The organism is Mycoplasmopsis columbinasalis (assembly GCF_900660705.1).
Classification (GTDB): domain Bacteria; phylum Bacillota_I; class Bacilli_A; order Mycoplasmatales; family Metamycoplasmataceae; genus Mycoplasmopsis; species Mycoplasmopsis columbinasalis.
The window spans coordinates 441323-465840 of sequence record NZ_LR215043.1; the positions used below are offsets into that span (position 1 = coordinate 441323).

Below are 24518 nucleotides of genomic sequence, written 5' to 3' on the forward strand. Positions count from 1 at the left end.
CGAATATAACTATTTTATAGAACTATTTGTGAACCCAATTCTCAAATAAAGTTTTCTTTAGATCAAAAAAATGAATGAAATTTGGAAAAATGCTTAAAAACAAAACAATTGTTCGAACAAAATCATTTCTTTTTTTGTGTATTTTTTAATTTAGACAAAAAACATTTTAGTCTATAATATATAAGCTTTTTCAAAACGGAGGGGTAGCGAAGCGGCCAAACGCGGGTGGCTGTAACCCACTTCCTCACGGTTCGGGGGTTCGAATCCCTCCCCCTCCACCATTTTGCTCCATAGCCAAGCGGTAAGGCAGCGGGTTTTGGTTCCGTCATGCGTTAGTTCGAATCTAACTGGAGCAGCCATATCACTTTGCACGAAGTGATTTTTTTTATTTTCAAGGTCTTTCGAAGCGCGAATACTTTCAAACAAGAAAGTGAATATATAATATTTACTATGGAAAATCAATTCTTCAATAATTTGCAAAATCAAAATTACGAAATAGGCGTAGATGTTAAAGCAACTAAACGCAGACGCTCAACTGTGTTAGGCGCAACTTTAATGTGACTTGGTTACTATTTAATTATCGCAATTGCTACTGGCGCTTTAATTGGTAGATTTGCGTCGCAAAATGTCTTAATTAATCTTTATTCTTACCGTACACCATTTTCAATTGGGTTAAACGTTGGATTCATTATTCTTTTGTTTGTTGGTTCAATTTTCTTGACAAAATCATTTATAAAAACCAATAAAGTTGCCACCTTGTTGTGGGCAACAGGTTTGATGGTAATAGTGGGAATCGTCGTTGTTGCTCCTATTACATTTATATTGCTAGAGGCCAACATTTCAGAATTTTTAATAGTAACATTGGTACCGCTTGGACTTATGATTATTGCCGCAATTTTTGCAGCTTACGAAATCATTAAACTAAAATTTGCGTACACAATGCTAATTGCTCTTTTCTTAACTACTTTAATTATCAGTTTGGTTTCAATCTTTGCGTTTCATAAACCATTAATGATTGTGTGATCGTTGCTTAGTATTTTGCTTGGTTTCATTTACCTTTACATTGACTGAGTTTATGTAATGAGAAGTAATCAATTCTTTAAAGATGCAATTATGTCTGACCAAACCAAAAAAGAAATAACTGTAGCAGGTATGTTCTTTGGGTTCAAAATTGCCTTTGATCTTTTCTACTTACTTTACCAATTGGCAATTTTAGTGTTAAGAAACAAATAGTTTTCTCAAGAGCTTTAAATTAACAACAAAAAAAAACGATAATTCGTCTTTTTCTTTTGCGTTCATTGGTCTTCCAAAAAATTTACTCTGAATATATATAATATATAATATTTCAATGATTGGCGTAGACATAGTACGAATTAGTCGTTTTCGAAACAAAACTCGCGAATTTGCTGCTCGAATTTTAAGTGAAAGTGAACTAGAATTTTATGATCAAACAGCAGAAAAAACGCAAGTTTTAGCGTCACTGTGAGCCATCAAGGAAGCAATTTTTAAGGCGGATAATTCATACAACGAATTTTCTAAAATTTCCGTTAATCGGCAAGCAAACCAATGGATGCATCCCGACTTTTGACTTACGTTATCACACGAAGATGATCTAGTAGTTGCTGTTGCATTCAAAAAATCAAAGGAGAATTATGGGAATTGGAATTAAGACAAAAATGGCTTTGAGCTGACCAAGAGCACTTTGAGTTAATTGAAGAATTAGGGCGTACGCAAAAAGATACAAAAATAACTCTGACAATTACACTTTGCAGCAACGAAACGATTGACTCGTTAAAAAAGCAAAATTTTTGTTGTGACTTTGAAACATTAAAGTTGAAGTAGAAGGTTACCAAAATTTACCAAAATCTCCTGCAATTTTAGTGCCAAATCATAAGTCATATGCGGATCCAGTTGTGTTGTTATACGCGCTTAAAAAACAATCGCATGAAGATGATGTTTTGAACAAAATACCAACTTTTGTAGGCAAAAAAGAGTTGCAAAAACAAAAAAGCGTACACAGTGCTATGCAATTATTAGATTCGTTTTTTATTGACAGCGAAAACTTCCGTGATTTCTTTAAGACTCTGAACGAATTTGGAAAGTTTGTCAAAGAAAATCGCACTTATGGTGTTATTTTTCCAGAAGGTACACGAGTAGGTGAAGATGGATTGGGTGAATTTAAAAATGGTGCTTTTAAAGTTGCACATCAAAACTTTTTAGCAGTTGTGCCTGTAGCAATTTCTGACACACGCGAAGCATTTAACCACAAACGCAAAAAGAAATTAACAATAAAAGTTACATTTTTACCACAATTTAAAGCAAACACTGTTTTTGCTATGGATGTGAATGTGTTGGCAGAAAAAGCAAAAGAAGCTATTCAAGGAGCTTTAGCAAATGGCGAAGATAAGTAATTACCAAACTGAGGATAAACGTTATGACATTAAGTTGGAAAATTACGATGGTCCGTTAGATCTTTTGTTAGCGTTGGTACAAGATAAAAATATTGACATTTTGCAAATTGACATAGCAGAATTAGCCAATGAATACTTGCGTATTATTCAAATTTTGCAAGAAAACGAAATTGATGTGGCTGGTGATTACTTGGTTATGGCGGCTACTTTATTAGCTTTAAAAACAAAAATGTTGCTTGCTACACCTGAAGAAGAAGTTGAAGTTGAACAAGATAAGCGTGAACTTTTACGAAGATTGTTTGAATACCAACAATTCAAAGAAATTTCAAAAACATTACGTGAACAAGAAGGTTTGCGTCGTGAAATTTATATTAAAAAACAATCTGACTTAGAAGAGTTTATTGTTGACGATGATAAAAGTACACTTGATGGGCATTCAAATCCATTAAAATTAATTACCATTTTGCGAAAAATGTTTGAAAGATCGTACGCGAACCAGTTACGTAACACAAAATTGCAGCATTTTAACGTCACGCCAAAAGATCAGATTCCTTACATTTTAAATTTGTTTGACGAAAATGAAGAAGTTACTTTTGAAATGATCTTTTCAGTGCCATCACTTAGTCACTTTGTTATTACTTTAATGGCTGTGCTTGATTTAGCAAGACGCCAGATCGTTGTTTTACATCAGGATGAACAATTTGGGTTAATCACCTTTGAAAGAGGTCCAGAATATGAAAAATAATATTTTAGAAGCTTTGTTGTATGTTCAGGGCGACGAAGGATTAACCTTAGAACAAATAAAAGAAACTTTTGGTTTACAAACCAAAGCTGAAGCTAAAAAAGTTATTAACGATTTTGTGAAGTACTACAATGACAAAGATGGAGCACTAAAAGTTGTTAATTTCAATGAAATTTATAAATTAGCTACTCGTGAAACATACAAAGAATATATTCAGAAAATGGTTCAAGTTGTTAAAAGACACAGATTATCAAACGCTGCTATTGAAGTAGCCGGAATTGTGGCTTACAAACAACCTGTGACTCGTTCAATGATAAACAACATTCGTGGTGTTGCGAGTGAACAAGTTTTGAATACTCTTTTGATTAAAGGTGTTGTTGAAGAAGTTGGTGTTAGTCCAACTCCAGGTAGACCGGTTTTGTACGGAATTACTAATAAGTTTTATGACTATTTCAAAATAAAATCAATGGCTGAATTACCTCGTTTAACAGAATTCAACTTTATCGAGGGAGTTGAAGATGAAAACGCAGACTTCAACCTATTCGATAGTCAAAGACAGGATTAAAATAAGGGTGCTTGTAAGCTCCCTTATTTATTGTTTTTTATGAATCAAAATAAGTGAAAACATTTTGTCATTTTGCCAGAAAATGATGGTAAAAAGTTGCTAAAGTTTCTTAAGGAAATTTTTGTAAGTTATCCTTTGAGCTTATTATATAGACTCATTCGTAATAAAGATATCAAAATTAACGGTGCTAGAACAAAAGATGATAAGTTAGTTTTAAAAAGTGGTGATGTAGTTGAAATTTTCTTCGCAAGAGAGATTGAAAATAACCAAAACGATGAATTCAAAGAAGCAAAACCTACTTTTGATGTTATTTACGAAGATGAAAACATCTTGATAGTTGATAAACCGGTTGGAATTTCAATTCATTCCGAGGCAAATTGTCTTGATTTTCAAGTTTTGAACTATTTAAAATTTAAAAATATTCCCGGAAATTTTAGACCTAGTCACATTGGCCGAATTGACAAAGAGACTAGTGGAATAGTGCTTTATGCAAAATCACATTCAAATTTAGTTCAGTTAAACGCAAAAACAAAATACTTCGATAAAGCATATGTATTTGAGTCAGATTTTGAATCAAACAACGATATTGTTTGTATAGATATTGTGCAAAATGGCGAAAAGAGAGATGCTCTTATTAATCCAGATTCTCCTATTTGCACTAAATTTACTAATTTAAATAATAAAAAATTCGCCTATATTCTAACAGGTAAAAAACATCAAATCAGATTAACTTTAAAAGCACTTAATACTCCTATTTATGGAGATAAAAAATATGGTGGTAAATCTGCAAAAAGAATGTATTTACATTCACACCAACTAACTTTTCATAATTTGCATGATAATTTAGTATATTTAAACGAAAAAACCTTCGAATCAAAAGTTCCTTGAGAATTTAAAAAGGAGAGCGATGTTAAAAATTGATAAAGAAAAATTAAAAAGTATTGTTGCTTCACTTATGCTTGAACCTAGCGAAGAAGTTTTAGAAGGAATTCTGCTTGAATGAAACGATATTTACAAGAATCTTAAATTACTCGATGAATTAAATTTAGAAAATGTTGAGCCTATGACAAGAATTGATTCGACAACAATTGATGACTTTTTGAGAGATGATATTGCTGATACAACATTTAACATCAACAAAGAAATTGCGCTTCAAAACGCAAAAGACCAAGATGATGACTACATTATTATTAAAAAGGTGGTGAAATAATGTCTTTTAAAGTAAAAGGTAATTTAGAACAAGCTCTTGTAGAATTGAAAAACGATAAAAGTAATAGTGTTACAGTTGTATTAGGCCAGTCACCTGTTTCGCCAAAAACAAGCGAACTAAAAGATGTTGTTTTCACTCTCAAAGCGAATTATGCAATTCAAGACATTGAATGTGCTGCCTCAAGCAAAATTTTGAAAGGTTTTAAACCATCATACAACGCAACTGTTGTACAAAAACTTTTAGAAGCTGGAGCAATTCCTGCTGCCCAAGTGAATTGTGATGAATTAGCATTGGGTGGCACAGGAACTTATAGTTGCAATGGTTTAATTCGCAATCCACTAGATCCAAAGAGATTAGTTGGAGGTTCATCATCAGGTTCGGTCGCAACTTTGACAGACAACATTGGTTTTGCTCTTGGCTCAGATACAGGAGATAGCGTTAGATTGCCTGCTAGTTACAATGGAAAAGTTGGTTTTAAACCATCATACGGAGCTATTAGTCGTTTTGGACTTTATGCTTATGCTTCATCTTTAGATACTGTTGCTTTCTTTACACATAACGTCTCTGATGCAGTTAAAGTTTCCCAATGTACCTATGGCATAGACTCAAAAGATTTTAATACGAAAAAAGTTGGCATTCAAAATGTGCAAAAAACAAAACCTCAAAAAGTTGGTGTACTAAAAATTGACAACTTAAACTCACAACTTTCGAATGCATATCAAAAACTTTTCAAAGAACTTTCAAAAGAATTTAAAGGCGATGAAATTTTTGAATGAGTTGAAGTTGATGAAAAAATTCTTACTGCCATCAAACCAGTTTACGACATTATTTCATATTCTGAAGCATCATCAAATCTTTCAAATTTAAACGGAATAGCCTTCGGAAATCGCAAAGATGGCGAAAATTGAGAACAAATTATGACCAATACGCGTTCACAAGGTTTTGACAAAATGGTGCAACGCCGTTTAACTTTAGGTAGCTTTTTTTTGTTTGCTTCAAACCAAGAAGAATTATTTTTGAAAGCCCAAAAAGCAAGAAGAGTTATTGTGGAATATCTTAAAAGTTTGCACAATAAATATGATGTTTTAGTTTTTCCAGCTTCAGCTGACAAAGCCCCATTAATTGATGGAACAAGCCCATCTTATGGCTTTATGGACTACATTCTTACTGGCTCTAATTTAGGCGGAAATCCATCTATTTCAATACCTTTTACTAAAGTTGATGGTTTACCAGTTAACTTGGCTTTAGATGCTAAACTTTATGCAGATGACAAATTGCTTTCCTACGCTTTATGATTTGAAGAATTTTTAACAAAGTTCAATAAAAAAGGAGAATAACTATGAATGATTTTGAAGTAATTATTGGTATTGAAATTCATTTAGAACTAAATACAAAAACAAAAATGTTTTCTCCAGCAATAAATAATTTTGATGCAGAACCGAATACAAATATTAATGTGATTGACTTAGGATATCCAGGAACTTTGCTGCTTTTAAACAAACAAGCAGTGATTTTTGCTGTGCAATTAGCGCGTGCTTTAAAAATGGAAATTGACACAGAATTGCATTTTGACCGCAAGAATTATTACTACACTGATTTACCAAAAGGTTTCCAGATAACACAATATTATAGACCTATTGGCAAAAACGGTGTTTTATCAATTAGAACAAGTCAAGGCGAAAAGAAAATTCAAATCGAAAGAATTCACCTTGAGGAAGATACTGCTCGTCAACACCATGATGGCGAAATAACCAAACTTGATTACAACAGAGCTGGTGTACCACTTATTGAAATTGTTACATATCCAGTACTAAGATCAAGCGAAGAAGCAGTGGCTTATGTAGATATGATTCGTAAAGTTGCTCTTAGTCTTGGTATTTCAGATGCGAAAATGGAAAATGGTTCATTGAGAGCAGATGTTAATATTTCACTTAGACCTTTTGGTTACAGCGGTTTTGGAACAAAAGTTGAAATTAAAAACATCAATACTTTTTCAAATATGAAAAAAGCAATCGATTTTGAAATCGAGCTGCAATCAAGAAAAATTATTCGTAATGAAAAGATTCTTCAACAAACAAAGCGTTTTGATGAAAAATTAAAAGAAAATGTTGTGATGAGAACAAAAACTGGCGAAGTTGATTACAAATATTTCCCAGAACCAAACATTCCTTTAATTAAATTAACAGATAGTTTTCTCCAAAAAATTAAATTGAACGAACTTCCTTGAGAAAAAGAAGAAAGATACAAATCTTATAACTTAAATCAAATCTATATCGATAGTTTGACAAACAATTTAAGACTTGCGACTTATTTTGATTCGATTAATTATTTCGACAAAGACAAGTTATCAAAATTATTTTTCGCTGAAGTTGTATCACTTGCAAATTCTAAAAACGTTGAAGTTGATGAATTAAACATTCAAAAAAAACATTTAGAACAAGCACTTAATTTATTGGATCAAGAAGTTCTCTCTGGAAAATCATTTAAGAAGTTGATTCCTTTATTGTGTAATTTTAATGAAAACTCAATAGATTCATTGGTCGAAGAACACAAATTAGCACAAATTAGTGATATTAATGTGATTAATAAATGAGTTGACGAAATTTTAGCTAAAAAACCAGAGAGCTTTGAAGAATTCAAAAATCGACCAGATAGAGTTACTAAAATGCTTTTGGGTGAAATTATGAAACTTTCAGAAGGAAGAGTTAACCCAACTATAGCTAATCAACAATTATTAGAAAAACTAAGCATAAAAAATTAACAGTTCGCTGTTAATTTTTCTTTTTTTAATGTAAATATAAACAAAAGAAAGAGTAAACTGCGCAAAAACCGTAATGTTTCATTAAGCTAAATAAATTTTATATTTTGCGTTGATCTAATCAACTTTGCGCATAGATTTTCAAAATGTTAAATATCTATTATTTTGTTTTTTCTTTATTTGAATTTACATAAAATTTTTAAAAAGTATATTCAATAACAACAGAGGATTCCATATGAATCAATATTTATATCTAAATGAACTAAAAGAAAAATTTGTCAATTTCATAGAAAAAGAAGGGATTTTTACTTTCTTTATCAAAAATGAAAAAGTGATTGTTGATATGAACTCGCTTAAATGGGAAATAGAAAATTTTTCTAATTTAGGTCACGAGAGAATCCTGAATTTGAATAATTCAGAAAATTGATCTGTTTTAATGCTGATTTGTGAGCTATTTCAAAAAGGTTATATAAGAAATGAACTCTATTTAGAAAAAAGTTGACAATTAGGACACGATTCATCTGGCTATTGCGATGTTGCTCTTTATCAAAATGGTAAACCATATTACTTTTTCGAAGTTAAGAACATTGTCGAAATAAGCAAATATATCAATTTAAAACACGAAAAGTACACAAAACAATTGTTTAGTTATATGTTTCAAGACAAAAGCGTTAAAGTTGGTTCTTACTATACATACAATTTCTCAAATCATTCACACCAGTTTTATAATATTTTTGTTAATGACACATTAAGAAATTCACTTTCTGTTGATGATATGTTTAATAATTGAAATAAGACTTGAAATACAGCGTCTTATGTTTTGGAAAACAATTTGTTTGATATTAAATTTACGCCAGTTGTTTACAAACAACTCAAAAAGATTGATAATGATTCAGTTAAAACAATTTTCAATCAATTTCTGACAATTTTAAGACAAAACAGTGTATCTGATAAGTCAAATGCTTTTGATAAAATGATAAACATTTTTGTTGCTAAAGTTTATGATGAACTCAAAGAAGATACTAGTTTTGAAGTTAACGGACAAAAGGTTACGGGTGTTAAATTTCAATTCATTCAAGGACTTGATGACAATATTTCATTCATAAAAAGACTCAATGATTTATACAAATTAGGTATGAGTGTCTATATGAAGAAAGATATTATTGATTATTCTGATAGTGAAATTTATGAATTATTGAAAAACAGTAAATCATCTTTCTTTATTAAACAAATGATAGATAATCTTCGTTTAAAAAAGAATAGTGCTTTTGCTTTCATTGAAGTTTTTGACGACAAAACTTTTGAAGAAAACGCTCAAATTTTGAAAGAATTAGTTTTGTTACTTCAAAATTATCGTTTTAAATACAACAACAAACATCAATTCTTGGGAGATTTCTTTGAAGAATTATTAAACACATCTTGAAAACAAGAAGCCGGCCAATTTTTCACTCCAATGCCCATTGTTGATTTTATGATTCATTCACTACCAATTGCGAACAAAATTCGAGAAAATATTGAAAATAAAAACGATGAGATTGTGCCGAAAATGATAGATTACGCTAGTGGGAGCGGACACTTTATTGTTGCTTATATGGATTTTGTTCAGTCTGTTTTGGATGAGATTAATATCGAAACTTCGTCTCAAGTTCAAAAGAAGTTACAAAGTTATAAAATTAGTCCTTTTAGTTGAGCACGTGATTCGATTGTGGCAATTGAAAAGGATTATCGGTTAGCAAAAACTACCAAAATTTCAACTTTTTTAAATGGCGATGGTGATGCCACGATCATTAATGGCGATGGAATTGACAAATTTGACGCCATTGAATACAGAAGTACCTTACTATATTCCGAAAAGAAGGAAAATGCTATCTTTGATTTCGTTATTGCTAACCCACCGTATTCAGTTGCTGGGTTTATGAAAAACATCAAAAAGAAAAACATTAATGAGCAAGACTTTTCTTTATTGAAACATTTAGACGAAAAATCATCTGAAATCGAAGTTTTATTTATTGAAAGAACTAAACAATTATTAAAAAACGATGGAATCGGAGCGATTGTTTTACCAAGGTCGTTTCTAACTAGTCAACAATATATTTATGCACGTAAATTTGTACTAGAAAATTTCAAAATTTTAGCAATTTTCGAGTCTGCAGATAATACTTTCAGCGGAACCACTACTTCTCCAATTATTTTATTTTTAAAAAAACAAAAATTAGATAAAAATCAGTTAAATTATGAGTTGTTAATTATTAATTCCCCAAAAATGCTTTTTGAATCAACAACAAAAGAAAAGCAGTTTTTAGGTTATGAATTCAGTTCGAATCGTAATAAATTAGGAATAACTATTTTAAATAATAACTTAGTTAAAAATTATGCCCCACTTGTTAAGAAGTTTATCTTGACTGGTGTAGTAAAAGATTTGCCAAAATATGCTTTTGTAACTAAATTAAATCAAATTTTAGTGGACGATAAAGACCACAAAAGCCAATTGATTTATACAAGATATAAACAACACCAAGGTGATTTTGTTGCTCTTGATTCTTTAATTGACGAAATAAATCCAATTTATTCTGAAGAACAAAAGCAAAAGCTAGTCAACGAAAACACCAAATATATTGAAATCTCGGACATTGAAAATGGTCAAATCAAAATTAAGAACAATAAGCATAAAAAGTCAGCAAAAATTGCACAAAAGAATGACATTTTGATTTCTAGTTTACCAAATAACAAAAAAATAGCAATAAGTGACTCAACATATTATGTTTCACCAGCCATTTATGTTTTGCGTGTTAGTGATGAAAAATTAAGAGACAAAATTTATAAATATATTTTCAACAACAAAAACAACATTATCGATGACATGAATGTTTTTCTCGATGGTTTTAAGATAACATACGGCAAGATAAATGAACACAATTTAAAGAACAACATTTACATTGATAAAAAATTACTCGAAAAAATTTAAGTTTTTAAATGTAATAATTAAAAATTTTTAACCTTTTTAAGTTTAACGCAAATAGTAACTAAAAGTTTTAAACACCGTTAATTTTGATTGTGTTATAGATAACAAAAATAATATTGAAATAATAAAAAAGTTTTCATATTGAAATCACCTTTCTTCTTCAAAAAAAAAAAAAAAAAAAAAAAAAAAAAAAAAAAAAAAAAAAAAAAGAAAATTTTTTTGAAATTCAAAATTGAGGTGATTTTTATGAAAATAAAAAAATTATTTTTATTACCTGTAGCTGCACTGTCTATACTTTTACCAGTAAGTGCGGTTTCATGTTTTTGATACGGTGGCAGAAGCACATTGACAAGTTCAAATTCGCAAAATGAAACAACTGCACCATCAGCAAACGATGAAACTGCACCATCAACAAACGGTGAAAATAAAGCGTCTGAGGAAAAAACGGGAGAAGAAGTTGATGAAGAGGTTCCTTTTGAAGGAACTCCAAGTCACACTTCGGAGCAATTGGATTTGTTGTTAAATAAAATTACATCCTTTAACTTAAATCCAAGCGAAACTTTTGTAAAAGATGAAATTTTACAAAAAGCAAATAAAAATATTTTTGAAATTCACTATTTCACAAACGATAGTGATACCAAAAAAGACAACCCGGATCAATTATTAGATGGCGGAAAATTCTTTTACGAAGTCGATGCAGACTCATATTTTGATAACACACTAGATATAAAAGTATTTCTTAAGAAGGACGGAGTGTTATCTACAAATTTTTTAAAAACAAAATTAATCAACGTAATTCCAACTAAAGATAATTCTTTGGATAATTTATTTGTTTCCAAAATAAAGAAATTTACTGTTGTTTACAGCGAGACAAAAGGTCTCTTTGGAAATCGACGGTACCATAATGGTTATGTAACTGCTTTTGAGCTTTTTAAGCTTAATAATTTTGATTTTCACGAGCGCTTAAATTTAATGGAGCCAGTTGACGGTATACTACTTACTTTTGATCGCGATTATGATTACGGGGTCGAATTTGCCAGAGATATGTATTATATTCCAGACAGTTCAAAAAATGAATATCGACTTAAAGTGAGAATTAAATCAGGCACAAATACAAGTTCATGATTCAGAATGCCTATAAAAGGTTTGAAACAAATTTCACCTTACGAATCAATTGAACAAATTGCAGAATTTGAAACCGCAAGAATATCCTATATGGATTTAAAAGATAAGGATTCCAATAAAACATCAATTTATGATTTTGATGAAAGCGATATCCAAGCATATATTAGCGGAAATATGAGTTCAGGCGCAAAATATTCGCCACTTGATCCTGAAAATTATGAAGCTTCATATCAAATCTTGGAAAAAAATTACAGTTTTGGTGAAGTACAAGCACAACTTACAGTAACCGATAAAAGAAATGGTTTCATTAAAAAAAGTCCTGTTTTTAAATTGTTCTTTAAACCTTTGCCAATTGAATTTTACAACTCAAGCGTCAAGAACAAAAACGTTCCTATGTCGTTCTCAAATGATAGAGAACGTGTGTTTGAAAGTTTATGAGACTTTAAAAATTATTTTGAACAACACAAAGACAAATTCAACTTTGAGGGCGAAGTTTTAGGAAATCATAAAGCTGTGTTTAAAGGTGTTGAAATTTTTAATATTTATAATGTTGAAAACGAAAAAGAAAAACCTTTTGCGGATGGAACATATGTAAAATTGTTCTTTGACTCATTTAAAACAGATGAAGAAGATTCGCAGCCAGTAAGTTCAATTGTTTATCACAAAGTAAACTTAGATAACAATATTGATCTTCAGTTAAAGAAATCCATAAACGAAGCTACTTACAAACCTTTTACATGAGAAATCGTCAGTGATTATCCAGATAGTCACTGATCAGTAGCGGCTTTTATCGAAACTTTTAATACCAACGCAGCGTATAGAAAGTGACTTAAAAACAAAGTTGTGATAATTGAGGGTGATTTTGATATTGAGTTTCAGCGTGTAGAATTAAAATATATCGATGGCAAAAAACCTAATGAAGGTTCTGAACAACTTGTCTTTTATTACAAAGTAGTTACAAGAGATGGAAAAAAATCCAACACCATTTTTTCAAAAATTGGTAAAAAACCAAAAATTCTCTTCCGATATATTTAATATTAAAAAAAGCAAACACCAGAAGAAAGTTGTTTGCTTTTTTAATTATTTTCTTTAATGTTGTGAAGTATTTTATCAATTCTTAATGCTTCTTTTGACACTTCGTCTAATTCAAAGTTAAGTTCAGGTACTTTTCTTCAATCTAAATTTCTCGCAACTTGTTTTCGAATATATCCTTTTGCATTATTTATTGCCTCAAGTCCTTTTGTTGAGTTTTGGGCAAAGGTTAAATAAACTTTAACATGTGAAAGGTCGTTCGATAATTTACAATCGACCACTGTTGGTTCTATGATATTAGCGTTGTTTAAGTCATAAGTAATAATCTGCGCTAATAAGTTTTTAATTTGCTCTTCTCTTCTTAAAACGTTTATATTTGATTTCATACTAACTCCTTTCTGTTTGCGAATATATCTATAAAATAGAGTTAATTTAAAATATTATTTTATAACGTATACATTATTTAATGATGGTTTGCCCGTTCATATAAGGGACAAGTTTTGTAGGCACAGTAATTGTTCCGTCTTCGTTTTGGTAATTTTCTAAAATTGCGGCAACAAGTCTATCAATTGCGAGTCCGGAACCATTCATTGTGTGAGCATATTTGGTATCACCGTTTTGGTCACGATAACGAATCATAGCTCTACGAGCTTGAAAGTCACCCATGTATGAAACCGAACTAATTTCTCTAAATCTAAATTCTGAAGGCAATCACACTTCAAGGTCGATGGTTTTTCTTGCTGAAAAACCAAGGTCACCACGACATAATAAAAGTTCGCGATAAGGTAATTCTAATTCTTCGAGTACCAGTTTCGCTTCTTTTAGCATATATTCAAATTCTTTTAAACCATCATCTTCCGTAACAATCTCAACAAGTTCAACTTTTTTGAATTGGTGCAGTCTGATGATACCTTTAGTGTCCTTGCCTCCACTTCCTGCTTCTGAACGAAAACATTCTGTATAAGCCGTAAAACGTTGTGGTGTACTCAAGTCAACTATTTCATTGTTATAAATGTTAGTGACTGGTACTTCGGCAGTTGGAATCAAATAAAGATTTTCTTTTTCTAAGAAAAATAAATCTTCCTTAAATTTAGGAAGTTGACCTGTTCCAAACATTATTTCGGGTTTTACAAGTACTGGCATTTCTACTTCTTCGTAACCATTTTTGGCGTGTAAATCTAGTAAGAAATTTTTTAGGGCACGAACTAATTTTGCACCTTGTCCACGATAAATCACAAATCTTGAACCAGAAAGTTTGACAGCTCGCTCTGTTTCAAATAAACCTAGTTTATAGGCTATTTCGTAATGAGGTTTAATTCCTTTAACAACCAAACCTCTGCCTAATTTATCGTGCACAGCAAGCACTTTATTTTCAAGATCACTATTGCCAAGTGGAACTTCATCAAGAGGTAAGTTTGGTAAAGTTTCGAGAATTGATTGCACTTTGTCGTCAAAAGTTTTCGCATTTTTTTCAAGTGTTAATTGTTCTTTTTTAATGACTTCAATTTGTTTTTTTAGATTTGCTAGTTCATTTGGGTTGTCTTTCAAACGAACAAATTCTTTGCTAAAAGCACTTAATTGAGCTTTTTTTTGCTGTGCTTCAAACATGATTTGGCCACGTTCTTTAGCAATCGCGTACAGTCTGTCAAGTTGCTGATAATCAACTTTTCTGGTTTCATAAAGACTGCGTACTTTTGCTTCGTTTTCAAGTAAAAATTTTAAATTAAGCATAATGCCCTCATTGCTACGAAAAATAATGTTTTAGTCAACTTAAGTTTGTGTTTAAACGCTAATTCTAGACTTAAGCTTTTATATATAAATTAGAAATTGTTATATATAATTTTAAAGCATTTTATTCATTCAAACTGTAGATATTCAATATTTAAAATGTTACTTTACAAACAAAAAAGGAGGAAAAAATGAGCTTAAGAACATATCAACCTAACAAAAGACAACACGCCAAAACTCATGGTTTTAGAGCGAGAATGTCAACAGCTAATGGTCGTAAAGTATTAGCAGCAAGAAGAGCAAAAGGTAGAAAAAGATTAACTGTTTCAAGTAAATAGCTTTAAATATGAAGAAAAAATATCGTTTGCAAAAGAGTTGAGAATTTGACGCGGTAATCAAAACAGGAAAACAGTTGGTAAACAGCTACTTAATTATGTACTATGAAAGTGCGCCGAATTTTAAAATTGGAATTACCGTGCCAAAGAAATTTTGCAATGCAGTCAAACGCAATTATTACAAACGCCAGGTCAAAGCTATTTTGCATTCCCTTGGAATTTATAATCTCAACTTCCACTTTGTGTTGATATTACGTAAAAGTTTTTTAAACTTAAACTTTCAGTCGAAACACAACACAACAAAAAAGCTATTTAACAAGTTTCACGAAAAATAGATATGAAAAACAACGACAGATCACAAAATTTTGATTATTTCACCCAAAAACACAACAAACAAGTACAGAAGAAAAGTGTCTGAAAACGAATTTGATTCTGACTCAAAACCTTCTTCTATGTAAGTATTTTTGGTATCACGATGACTGGTTGCGTGCAGTCAATGGTTGTTAAATCTTCTACCTACACTGGGGGTGGTGTTGAATTTTATCTTAACAAAGATGAAATCGCACCTTCGGTGGCAACTTTTAAGCCAGCAACTTATGTTAAGAGCGATAAATTTTTAAAAGACGGCACATTTTATTCGCTCGTACAAAATCGTGAATATAACTTTTTACTTTCTAAAAACATCAGTGGTGGTGCTGAAACTTTAAGTGGTATCCAAGCACAAACCAAAGAAAATGGTGGCACCTACGGTGAATATGGTGGCTACTCAACTGGTATTCAGTTGCTTGATAAAAGTGATAAATTTGTTGGTGGGCAATACATTGTTCAAAATAATGGCAAGTACTTATTTAAAGCATCATCAGCAACTTCATATAGTTCGATTTATGATTCTTACAAAGACATTATGTTTCTTGAAGATGGTTTTACGCTTGGTAACTTTTTCACCGAACAACCAGCCACTTCAGGCAGCACAGCTAAAACTTATACTTACCGTGGTTTAACTGATAACAAAAAATACATTTATCAATATGACCAAACCAATAATAAGTTTCTTGAAGACGAAGCGCATAAAGTGGAACTAGGTCAAGCTAGATTAGCAAAAGTAGCTAACACATTTTCTGATAGTGCTGAATATGCTAATGTACGCTTTAATCGTGATGTTTTAGAATTTCTTTATCGTAATACCTTTACACAAGACAGTTATTATGCAACACAATTTAACGATCCAGCCTTTGTGACAGCTGAAAATAATTCAGATGTAGGTGAGCGTTACAATCAGGTCTGAAAGACAATTGTGGATGGAACTTTTCCGAAAAAAACTATTACAGAAGAAGAATACAATGCTTTACAGAAATCATGAGAAACAATCAAGTCTTACTTGGCAGCAACTAATTTCAGTAAAGTAGACCCAAGTGCGTTTGTGCGTGTTAAAACTACCACAGGTGAAGACGCTGTGGATAAAAATGGGAATGCACTCAACACAAAATACTGGAAAGCTGACTATGAAATTGGTCAACTTAGTGCGCAGTATGCAAAAGATACTAAGTTGGCTTATCTGAATACAGATGCACAAAAACCAATTTCAAGTTGAAGCGAAGCTTGGGCACTAGGTCCTTTCTTTGGTTTCTTTGCCTACCCAATGGGTGCGTTGACGGGTTTGATTAGAAACCCATTAGCAGCAGCTGGGGGTTGAACTTCGATTTTGGCAATTTTTGTGGCTGTGATTATTACTCGTGTCATTGCGCTTTTATTCACTTGAAAAGCAACAGTGAGCCAAACATGACAAGAAGATATTAAGCAGAAGAAAGCAAAAATTGATGCTAAGTACGCTGAATTTAAAAATAATAAACAAATGAAACAACGTCACCAACAAGAGGTGCAACAACTTTACAAAAAACACGGGATTAATCCTGTTGATATTTTGTTAAGTACGTTCATTTCGTTGCCGATCTTCATTGCGATGTGACGGGTAATTCAGAGTGTGCCAACGCTGAAATCAACTACTTGACTGGGCATTTCATTTGCGGCCACCTCATGACGTGAATGAATTTATAATGGTCATTGACAATACTTTGGCTTGCTCTTCTTCGCAGTCGTCACGCAGGTACTCTCACAAATTCTGCCGCGGATTTTGAATCGGAAGAAGTTCAAACAAAGAATGACAATTGACGAGAAGAAAGCATTGAGAAAATCCAACCGTATGCAAAATTACTTCTTAGTGTTCTTTGTCATCCTTACGGTAATCTTTGGTGCCGGTGTGCAAGTTTACTGAATCTTTACCAGTTTATGAGGCATCGCGCAAACCGTGGGAATTCATTACTTTAAGAAAAGTGAATACTTCCGTCGTAAATACTTATCAAAAGTCCAAATTTAAATTGACATATAATTTAAAAACCAGGTTGACTGGTTTTTATATTGTAATAATTACTCGCAAAGTAAAAAAAAGATACTAGTTAACAACTTAATGTTACAGGACACAAAGGAAAATATGAAAATTTATTGAATCAAATCCTTAACCCCATATGAAACTTTAGCATATGAAAATATTATTATGAACGATCCAGCGATTACTGGTGATGTGCTTTTAATTTATCAACACTCAAACGCGATTATTGTTGGTAATAACCAAAACACACGTGAAGAAATTAACCGCCAATTTGTCCAAGAACACAACATTCAGCTTGCACGTAGATTATCAGGCGGTGGCGCTGTTTACCACGATTTAGGCAATGTTTGTTTTTCATTTATTACTGATTACAACAAACAAAGTGGTTACGAACGTTTTTTAACACCAATTCTTGGTTTTCTCCAATCATTAGGTTTGAATGCCGAATTTAAAGGACGTAACGATATTTTAGTTAATGGTGCAAAAATTAGCGGAAATGCTCAATACGTAAGTGGCAACAGAATTGTTAGTCACGGTACACTACTTTTCAATGTTAATTTATCTATTCTAGCTAGTGCACTAAATCCATCGAAAATTAAATACGAGTCAAAAGGTATTCAGTCAGTGCGTAAGCGTGTAACTAACATTTTTGACGAATTGCCAACAAAAATGGATGTACACGAGTTTGTGCAAAGATTGGTTAACTATTTCGTTGCCAACAAACATGGTGAATTGGTTGAAGTGCCGGCAGAACAATATGCTGCAAAATTAGCTGAATTAAGAGCTAAGTTTTCTTCAGAAGAATGAATTTACAATAAAGCCGCTAATTTTACTTTTTCAAACGCCAATAAATTTGATGGTGGCATCTTAAAAATTAATGGCAATATCGAACAAGGTATTATTAAAGAACTTGTGTTTGAAGGCGACTTTTTGAGCAAACAAAATGTGCGTGAAATTGAACCTTTATTCGCTGGTGTAAAGTTAAATGAAAGCGCGATTTTGAAAGTTTTAGACAGCATTAAATTTGAAGAATATTTTGGAACAATTACAAAACAAGAAATTCTTACTTTGTTGTTAGGTTAAGAAGATGAAGAAACAAGAAATTCAAATTTTTGGTCAGAATATAGTTTACTGACAGGACGAAGATTTTGATATTCGTGATGCCAAAATTGTTTTATTCATTCATGGTTTTGGTGACTCGGGACTTAGAATTGGCAGCATAGCTCGTTATACAAATAGAAATTACAAATTAATCGCAATTGACTTGCCAGGTTGTGGAGAGTCACGTGATGTAACGAAAACCATTACGTTAGAGTATTATTCGCAAATAGTAACCGAATTTATCAAACAAAAAATCGGGCAACAAAAATTTTGAATTGTCGCTCACTCAATGGGAGCGCACATCACATTAATGCTTAGTAAGAACTTTGAAAATTTACAATATTCTTTGCTTTGTGCTCCAGCTATTTACTATAACGATCCGGCTTGAAAAACATTTTTAAAAGAAAAAGTTCCTTTCTTTATTCCCCAAACCTCAGAAAGACTTTGGTATAACTACACTTGATTGCTTGCGCCAAGTGAGGAAAAATTGGCACAAATGCCACATATTAAAAATAAAATTTTGCAAACTCCTCAAGCAATGCTAGATTTAACATACAATTTATTTTATAAATTAGTTAATGATGAACTAACTAATTTTGATTATTTACAAACGCATATCAAGCCACTTTGAGCCCAATATCCGTATAAAAAAGTTCTATACGCCGAATTTGATAAAGTTTTGCCGCCAGAAATGATGGAAGTTGTGTTAAAAGAAAACAAGGTTGATAATTTAATGGTCAAAGGTGCTGGGCATGCAATTTTCTATAGTGCGCCAGAACTTGTAAATAATGAAATTAATAAAATAATTGAACACGAAAGGTAAAAATGGATAAGGTTTTTGAAATTTACAAAATCAATCCGCTCAATGAAATAAGTGGTTGAATCGCTTTTGTTTTTGGGTTACTAGCCACAATTATCACTGCATCGTTAACAATTCCACAACTAGTAGAAATTGTTAAAACTAAAAAAATACATCCAGAAACTAAATATTATCAATATTGAATTTTCTTCGTTGCTTTAATTGGTTGAATGGTTTATGGGGCATTTCAAAATTTAATTGCTTCGTTTATCGCAAATATTATTTGCCTTTACATTTATTCGGTTTATATGTATTTCCTTTACAAATACAGACCCCTTAGAGTTTCAGAAGCTGAAAAGAACGAAAAGGCAAAAGTTTTACACAAAAAAAGAGAAAGAAATGCAATTATTGTCATTGCGATCACGTTAACACTTAGTTCAGCGTTCTTAATTGTTGCTATTCTTAAACTTGCGCTACCATTCAACGTTTCTGAAGAACTTAACAAAGTGCTTGCGCAAATTGTGCCAATGTTAAGCGTGTTTGCGTTCTTGCCACAAATCATTAGAAACTTTGAAACTAAAAGATTTAATACTATTTCGACACCAATGGTGACAATTTTTGTAGTGAATAACGTAGTATGAATTATTTACTTCTTCTTTATTGGTTACAACCAAGGCAGTTTATCAGATTTAATTTCACCAATCACGTGACAAGCGTTATCATTAATGCTTTACTCATCACAATTAGCAATGATTACCAAATATCACAGAGTAGAAAAGAAACAAAAAACTCAAAATGTATCGAACTAAATTGAACGTTAAAGAAACACAACTTGCAATTCAAGATTTAAAATATCTGTTTATTAAAAATCTCAGTAAAACATTACATTTAACTCGTGTGTCGGCACCTTTATTTGTTCGCCAAAGCACAAAAATTAATGATGGTTTATCTGGCGAAACACCTGTAAGTTTTAACCCAAAACAAGTAAATGAAACTCTTGAAATCGTGCATTCATTAGCAAAGTGAAAACGCGAAGCTTTACATCGTTATGGATTTAATTTACATGAAGGTATTTGAGCCGATATGAATGCTATTAGACAACACGAAAATCTAGATTATTTGCATTCATATTATGTAGATCAATGAGATTGAGAATTAATTATTGATCGAAAAGAACGTAACTTAGAGTTTTTAAAATCAGTTGTTCAAAAGATCTATAAAACAGTAAGATTCGTAGAACACAAATTAATTTTCGACTATCCTCAGCTTGTAAAAAAACTACCAGAAGAGTTAGTTTTTATCTCATCACAAGAATTAGCAGATAAGTATCCAAATTTGACTCCTACTGAAAGAGAAAATGTTTTTGCGCGTGAAGTTAAAGCTTTCTTTGTTTACCAAGTTGGATATCCTTTACAAGATGGTATTAAACATTCAGACCGTGCGTTTGATTATGATGATTGAGAACTAAACGGCGATTTGATTTTCTATGATTATGTCAATGATAAAGCCATCGAAGTTTCTTCAATGGGAATAAGAGTTGATGCTGATTCACTAAAGAAACAAGCAGCTTTTGTGAACAAAGATAAAAATGATTTTGGAGCCTATCACATAGGCATCTTCGAAGATTCTTTGCCATTAACAATTGGCGGCGGAATTGGACAAAGTCGACTTTCAATGTTTTTACTCGAGAAAAAACATATTGGTGAAGTGCAAGCAGCAATTTGGCCAAAAGAAATGTTAGCTAAATGCAAAGAAGAAAATGTGCACTTGTTGTAGGAAAAAAATAATTAGCAAAAATGGATGGGTTACCATTCATTTTTTTAACGCAAAATAATAAAAAAGCGAACATCAATTGTTCGCAATACTCTATTTCATAGGATGATTGGTGAATTAACGCTTAATTTCTTTCAATCTAGCTGCTTTACCACTACGGTTTTCCATGTAGTAAAGTTTTGAACGTCTAACTTTGTTTGAACGTACAACTTGAATTTGAGCAATAAGTGGCGAGTGTAATGGGAAAGTTCTGTTTACACCAATACCAAATGATGTTTTTCTAACAGTGAACATTTCACGTGTACCAGATTCTTTTTTAGAGATTACTAAACCTTCAAAAATTTGGATACGTTCTTTTTCACCTTCACGAATACGCACATAAACTTTTACATTGTCCCCAACACGAAATTCTGGGTGGTCTTTACGTAACTGGCTTGATTCTACAAGTTCGATTAATTTATTTCTCATTTTTAATCCTTTCAATAATATCAGGACGATTTTTTAACGTTTTTTCGTATTTTGCCCTTTGCTTCCATTCCTCGATTTTCGCGTGGTTGCCACTAAACAAAACTTCTGGTACTTTCATTCCTTTGTATTCACGTGGGCGTGTATATTGCGGGTAATCTAATAAACCATCAGTTTGAAATGAATCATGTTGGTGGCTTAATTCATTAATAACGCCGGGTACAAGTCGAACAACAGCGTCTGCAATTACCATTGCTGGTAATTCCCCACCTGTCAAAACATAATCGCCAATTGAAATTTCTTCATCAACTAGTTCAACAACCCGTTCATCAAAACCTTCATAACGTCCGGCAATTAAAGTAATTTCATCATATTTAGCAAGGCGATTAGCTATCGCTTGTGTAAAAACTTTGCCTTGTGGTGAAACTAAAATTTTGTGTCCGCCTCGATTTTGTAACGATTCCAATGCTCGATCAATTGGTTCTACTTGTAAGAGCAAACCGTGGCCGCCGCCATAAATTTCATCATCAACTTTGTGTCATTTTGTGTCCGGAGAAAAAGTTCGAAAGTCAACGACGTTAATTTCAATTAGTTTTTTCTCAATTGCTTTGGCAACAATTGATTCCCCAACAAAAGGTGTAAAGTACTTAGGAAAAAGGGTCAAAAAATTTACTTTCATTATTTACTAGTTTTATTTTTTAAGAATTTTTCGTTCAAGCCATGTTTTCTAAATAAATTGAAAACAGTTGTAGTAAGTTGTGCGCCGTTGTTAATTCATTTTTGTGTAGCTTCTTCGTCAAGAACAAATTGTTTGCTTTGTGGATTGTATTGTCCTAAAGCTTCGATAAATCTACCATCGCGTGGAGCTCTTGAGTCAGCAGCAACAATTTTGTAGCAAGCGTTAAATTTGCTACCCAATCTTTTTAATCTGATTTTTACCATTAAATGACTCCTCTGTTACATAGTGTCAAGCATAACTGCTTGACACCAAGCAATATGCCTGTGTATTATAACAGAAAGCAATAAATAAAATTTAAAAACGCGCACAAAATTTGTGCACGTTTTTTAGTTAAATTAGCCTTGATGTTAAATTGATTCTACAACTAATTTAAGTTCAGCAGTTGAATCATCTTGCATTGTTAAATTAAAGAACAGATTAAGTTTTTTGTTCGCAGCAGTATCAAAAGTAGTTTTTACGTCGTTATACTCAATTGACTTAACTAAGGTAAAGATTAAGTCGTGTGACTTATTGTTTTGATTGATGAGTTCGGTAATTTTAGCTTTATCATTTTTGTTAGCTTCTAAATTAGTTTTCAAAGCTTCTAAGTCACCTGCAACAGTGATGCGACGTGACACAAATTTTCCAGCAGGTACTTTTATTAAAGTATAAGTTGTAATAATTTCTTTTTCGTTGATCTTATTGTCCTCTGCGTCAAAATCTGTTGTAAATTCTTTTGTTTGTACTTCTACGCGAGTAGGATTTTCGGCACTATCAGCTTTTATGTGTGCAACTTCAAAATCATCTCTTTTTAAAGGGTTGAAACTAGTTAAAACTAATTCATTAAATTTAGCATTAAAGTTGGCTACATTAGTTTTCGCGTTTTGTAATTCTGTGACAATTTCTTTAGTAAGCATTGGTACCGGCAACGTCATACTTTGACTGATACTACTAATTTCAGTAGTAGGTTCACTTGGTGTTGCAGGTTGTGGGTTTTCTGCGGGTGTTTCTTTTTGTTCATTAGAGCACGCAGCAGAAATTAAGGGTATTGTTGTGACTAAAGCAGGAGTTGCTAATCAAAATCACTTTTTGTTAATTTTCATTAAATAACCTCATTCAAATATTTTTTGTAATCTAAGCAAAGATATTATTATTTTATAGTAATTCGCTAAAAGTTAAAAATTGCTAAGACGTTCAAATTGTTTTTATTGTGTTTGCTGTAACCTAAAATTAATTCCCAAAAAATTTTCATTTTTTTGCAAAGTTTATTTTTTGATGTTTATGTGAGTGGAGGCAAGAAATGACCGAAATAAAAAAGAACAATACTACAACAACCACAGAAACTAATGACAACAATGTTTTAAATGCGCAAAAAATTGAAACAATTTTAAATGATATTATTAAAAAATTTGGCACCGAAGCAGCAATGATCTTTCGTGATGAAAACGCTGTAGAATCTGTAGAAACTTTTCCATCAGGTTCTTATCTTTTAGATAATGCAATTGGAGTAGGCGGTTATCCAAAAGGTAGAATTATTGAAATTTATGGTCCAGAAAGCAGTGGTAAAACCACTCTATGTTTGCACGCAATTGCTGAGATTCAAAAAGCTGGCGGTATTGCAGCCTTTATTGATGCAGAGCATTCAATTGATCCCATTTATGCACAAAATGTTGGTGTTAAATTAGATGAACTAATTCTAAGTCAACCCGATAGTGGCGAACAAGCATTAGAAATTGTTGATTTATTAACTAAATCAGGTTCAATTGATTTGATTGTGGTGGATAGTGTTGCTGCTTTAGTTCCTGAAGCTGAATTAAACGGTGATATGTATGATAGTCAAATCGGACTGCAAGCTCGTTTGATGTCAAAAGCGCTTAGAAAAATTACGGCTTCACTAAATAAAAATAAAACCACGATTATTTTTGTTAACCAAATAAGAGAAAAAATTGGTGTGATGTTTGGTAACCCCGAAACAACAACGGGCGGGCGCGCTCTCAAATTTTATTCATCTCTTAGAATTGAAGTTCGTAAAAGTACTTCAATAGTTGAAGGTAAAGATATCACAGGCAATGAAATAAAAATAAAAGTTGTGAAAAACAAAGTAGCCCCACCATATAAAAGTTTTACAACAGAAATTGTTTATGGCCAAGGTATTGACTCTTTATCAGAATTAATTGACTGCGCAGTTGAATTTGGTATTTTAAACAAAAAAGGTTCTTGATATTTTTTTGCTGAAAAAAGTATTGCGCAAGGTAAAAAAGCACTCAAAGAACTTTTCACAGCACAACCAGAGTTTAAACAAGAAGTTGAAACTCTTGTAAAAGCAAAATTTAACCAAAAACCAGCACCAAAAGCAGAAGCTTAACCTTAACATAATTTATTGGAATTTTCTAAAAAGTTGCTATAAT

At 31.9% G+C, this 24518-nt stretch carries 25 protein-coding genes and 2 tRNA genes; 21 read left to right on the forward strand and 6 right to left on the reverse strand.

Annotated elements, in window-relative coordinates; translation table 4 throughout:
* Positions 1-197 precede the first annotated feature (197 nt).
* From EXC55_RS01765 to EXC55_RS01825, 13 genes are all read left to right on the forward strand, one after another.
* A tRNA-Tyr gene (locus tag EXC55_RS01765) sits at positions 198-281 on the forward strand.
* A 3-nt stretch (positions 282-284) separates the two neighbouring features.
* A tRNA-Gln gene (locus EXC55_RS01770) sits at positions 285-359 on the forward strand.
* 91 nt (positions 360-450) lie between these two features.
* Positions 451-1233 carry an MAG0110 family membrane protein gene (locus EXC55_RS01775; RefSeq protein ID WP_129622979.1) on the forward strand — a complete coding sequence of 261 codons (783 nt, stop codon included), beginning with the start codon at positions 451-453 and terminating at the stop codon, positions 1231-1233.
* Between the two features lie 115 nt (positions 1234-1348).
* Positions 1349-1669 carry a holo-ACP synthase gene (locus tag EXC55_RS01780; RefSeq protein WP_129622980.1) on the forward strand — a complete coding sequence of 107 codons (321 nt, stop codon included), beginning with the start codon at positions 1349-1351 and terminating at the stop codon, positions 1667-1669.
* The gene (locus EXC55_RS01785) at positions 1653-2411 is read left to right on the forward strand and encodes a lysophospholipid acyltransferase family protein (protein WP_197722270.1); all 759 of its coding nucleotides are present in this window, start codon (positions 1653-1655) and stop codon (positions 2409-2411) included. The genes EXC55_RS01780 and EXC55_RS01785 overlap by 17 nt, the downstream gene beginning before the upstream one ends.
* Positions 2395-3156 (forward strand): segregation/condensation protein A, encoded by a 762-nt coding sequence (locus EXC55_RS01790; RefSeq protein ID WP_129622981.1) that lies wholly within the window; start codon positions 2395-2397, stop codon positions 3154-3156. The genes EXC55_RS01785 and EXC55_RS01790 overlap by 17 nt, the downstream gene beginning before the upstream one ends.
* The gene (gene scpB / locus EXC55_RS01795; protein ID WP_129622982.1) at positions 3146-3718 is read left to right on the forward strand and encodes an SMC-Scp complex subunit ScpB; all 573 of its coding nucleotides are present in this window, start codon (positions 3146-3148) and stop codon (positions 3716-3718) included. Before EXC55_RS01790 ends, scpB begins: the two co-directional genes overlap by 11 nt.
* Positions 3719-3757: 39 nt before the next feature.
* Positions 3758-4642 carry a pseudouridine synthase gene (locus EXC55_RS01800; RefSeq protein ID WP_129622983.1) on the forward strand — a complete coding sequence of 295 codons (885 nt, stop codon included), beginning with the start codon at positions 3758-3760 and terminating at the stop codon, positions 4640-4642.
* Positions 4626-4928 (forward strand): Asp-tRNA(Asn)/Glu-tRNA(Gln) amidotransferase subunit GatC, encoded by a 303-nt coding sequence (locus EXC55_RS01805; RefSeq protein ID WP_129622984.1) that lies wholly within the window; start codon positions 4626-4628, stop codon positions 4926-4928. The genes EXC55_RS01800 and EXC55_RS01805 overlap by 17 nt, the downstream gene beginning before the upstream one ends.
* The gene (locus EXC55_RS01810) at positions 4928-6265 is read left to right on the forward strand and encodes an amidase family protein (RefSeq protein WP_129622985.1); all 1338 of its coding nucleotides are present in this window, start codon (positions 4928-4930) and stop codon (positions 6263-6265) included. Before EXC55_RS01805 ends, EXC55_RS01810 begins: the two co-directional genes overlap by 1 nt.
* A 2-nt stretch (positions 6266-6267) precedes the next feature.
* Positions 6268-7689 (forward strand): Asp-tRNA(Asn)/Glu-tRNA(Gln) amidotransferase subunit GatB, encoded by a 1422-nt coding sequence (gatB, locus tag EXC55_RS01815; RefSeq protein WP_129622986.1) that lies wholly within the window; start codon positions 6268-6270, stop codon positions 7687-7689.
* A gap of 232 nt (positions 7690-7921) precedes the next feature.
* On the forward strand, positions 7922-10651 hold the full coding sequence (locus tag EXC55_RS01820) for an N-6 DNA methylase (RefSeq protein ID WP_129622987.1): 2730 nt from the start codon (positions 7922-7924) through the stop codon (positions 10649-10651).
* Positions 10652-10894: 243 nt separating this feature from the next.
* The gene (locus EXC55_RS01825; protein WP_129622988.1) at positions 10895-12808 is read left to right on the forward strand and encodes a hypothetical protein; all 1914 of its coding nucleotides are present in this window, start codon (positions 10895-10897) and stop codon (positions 12806-12808) included.
* Between the two features lie 41 nt (positions 12809-12849).
* Here the strand turns inward: EXC55_RS01825 and rbfA are convergent, their stop codons facing one another.
* Both rbfA and serS read right to left on the reverse strand, forming a co-directional pair.
* Complete coding sequence (gene rbfA / locus EXC55_RS01830) at positions 12850-13191, reverse strand: 30S ribosome-binding factor RbfA (protein WP_129622989.1); 342 nt, start codon at positions 13189-13191, stop codon at positions 12850-12852.
* A gap of 73 nt (positions 13192-13264) precedes the next feature.
* Positions 13265-14536: a serine--tRNA ligase gene (gene serS, locus EXC55_RS01835; protein ID WP_129622990.1), complete on the reverse strand. Its 1272-nt coding sequence runs from the start codon at positions 14534-14536 to the stop codon at positions 13265-13267.
* A gap of 188 nt (positions 14537-14724) precedes the next feature.
* On the opposite strand from serS, the gene rpmH reads away from it, so the two are divergent.
* The 7 genes from rpmH to EXC55_RS01870 all read left to right on the forward strand — a co-directional run bounded on the left by rpmH (position 14725) and on the right by EXC55_RS01870 (position 20930).
* On the forward strand, positions 14725-14871 hold the full coding sequence (rpmH, locus tag EXC55_RS01840) for a 50S ribosomal protein L34 (protein ID WP_129622991.1): 147 nt from the start codon (positions 14725-14727) through the stop codon (positions 14869-14871).
* Between the two features lie 8 nt (positions 14872-14879).
* Entirely contained in the window at positions 14880-15203 is a 324-nt protein-coding gene (rnpA, locus tag EXC55_RS01845; RefSeq protein WP_129622992.1) for a ribonuclease P protein component, read from the forward strand.
* 2 nt (positions 15204-15205) lie between these two features.
* Complete coding sequence (gene yidC, locus EXC55_RS01850) at positions 15206-17242, forward strand: membrane protein insertase YidC (protein ID WP_129622993.1); 2037 nt, start codon at positions 15206-15208, stop codon at positions 17240-17242.
* Between the two features lie 114 nt (positions 17243-17356).
* The gene (locus EXC55_RS01855) at positions 17357-18337 is read left to right on the forward strand and encodes a lipoate--protein ligase (protein WP_129622994.1); all 981 of its coding nucleotides are present in this window, start codon (positions 17357-17359) and stop codon (positions 18335-18337) included.
* 4 nt (positions 18338-18341) lie between these two features.
* Positions 18342-19178, forward strand: coding sequence for an alpha/beta fold hydrolase (locus EXC55_RS01860; RefSeq protein WP_129622995.1), 837 nt, complete (start codon positions 18342-18344; stop codon positions 19176-19178).
* A gap of 2 nt (positions 19179-19180) precedes the next feature.
* A complete protein-coding gene (locus tag EXC55_RS01865) occupies positions 19181-19963 on the forward strand; it encodes a PQ-loop domain-containing transporter (RefSeq protein WP_129622996.1) in 783 nt (260 codons plus the stop codon).
* Positions 19950-20930: an aspartate--ammonia ligase gene (locus tag EXC55_RS01870; protein ID WP_129622997.1), complete on the forward strand. Its 981-nt coding sequence runs from the start codon at positions 19950-19952 to the stop codon at positions 20928-20930. The genes EXC55_RS01865 and EXC55_RS01870 overlap by 14 nt, the downstream gene beginning before the upstream one ends.
* 114 nt (positions 20931-21044) lie before the next feature.
* On the opposite strand, the gene rplS is transcribed toward EXC55_RS01870, so the two are convergent.
* The 4 genes from rplS to EXC55_RS01890 form a co-directional block, all read right to left on the reverse strand.
* On the reverse strand, positions 21045-21395 hold the full coding sequence (gene rplS / locus EXC55_RS01875) for a 50S ribosomal protein L19 (RefSeq protein WP_129622998.1): 351 nt from the start codon (positions 21393-21395) through the stop codon (positions 21045-21047).
* Entirely contained in the window at positions 21385-22071 is a 687-nt protein-coding gene (gene trmD, locus EXC55_RS01880) for a tRNA (guanosine(37)-N1)-methyltransferase TrmD (protein WP_129622999.1), read from the reverse strand. The genes rplS and trmD overlap by 11 nt, the downstream gene beginning before the upstream one ends.
* The gene (gene rpsP, locus EXC55_RS01885; protein ID WP_129623000.1) at positions 22071-22334 is read right to left on the reverse strand and encodes a 30S ribosomal protein S16; all 264 of its coding nucleotides are present in this window, start codon (positions 22332-22334) and stop codon (positions 22071-22073) included. Before rpsP ends, trmD begins: the two co-directional genes overlap by 1 nt.
* A 144-nt stretch (positions 22335-22478) precedes the next feature.
* Positions 22479-23213 (reverse strand): hypothetical protein, encoded by a 735-nt coding sequence (locus EXC55_RS01890; RefSeq protein WP_129623001.1) that lies wholly within the window; start codon positions 23211-23213, stop codon positions 22479-22481.
* Positions 23214-23410: 197 nt separating this feature from the next.
* On the opposite strand from EXC55_RS01890, the gene recA reads away from it, so the two are divergent.
* On the forward strand, positions 23411-24475 hold the full coding sequence (recA, locus tag EXC55_RS01895) for a recombinase RecA (RefSeq protein WP_129623002.1): 1065 nt from the start codon (positions 23411-23413) through the stop codon (positions 24473-24475).
* Positions 24476-24518 lie beyond the last annotated feature (43 nt).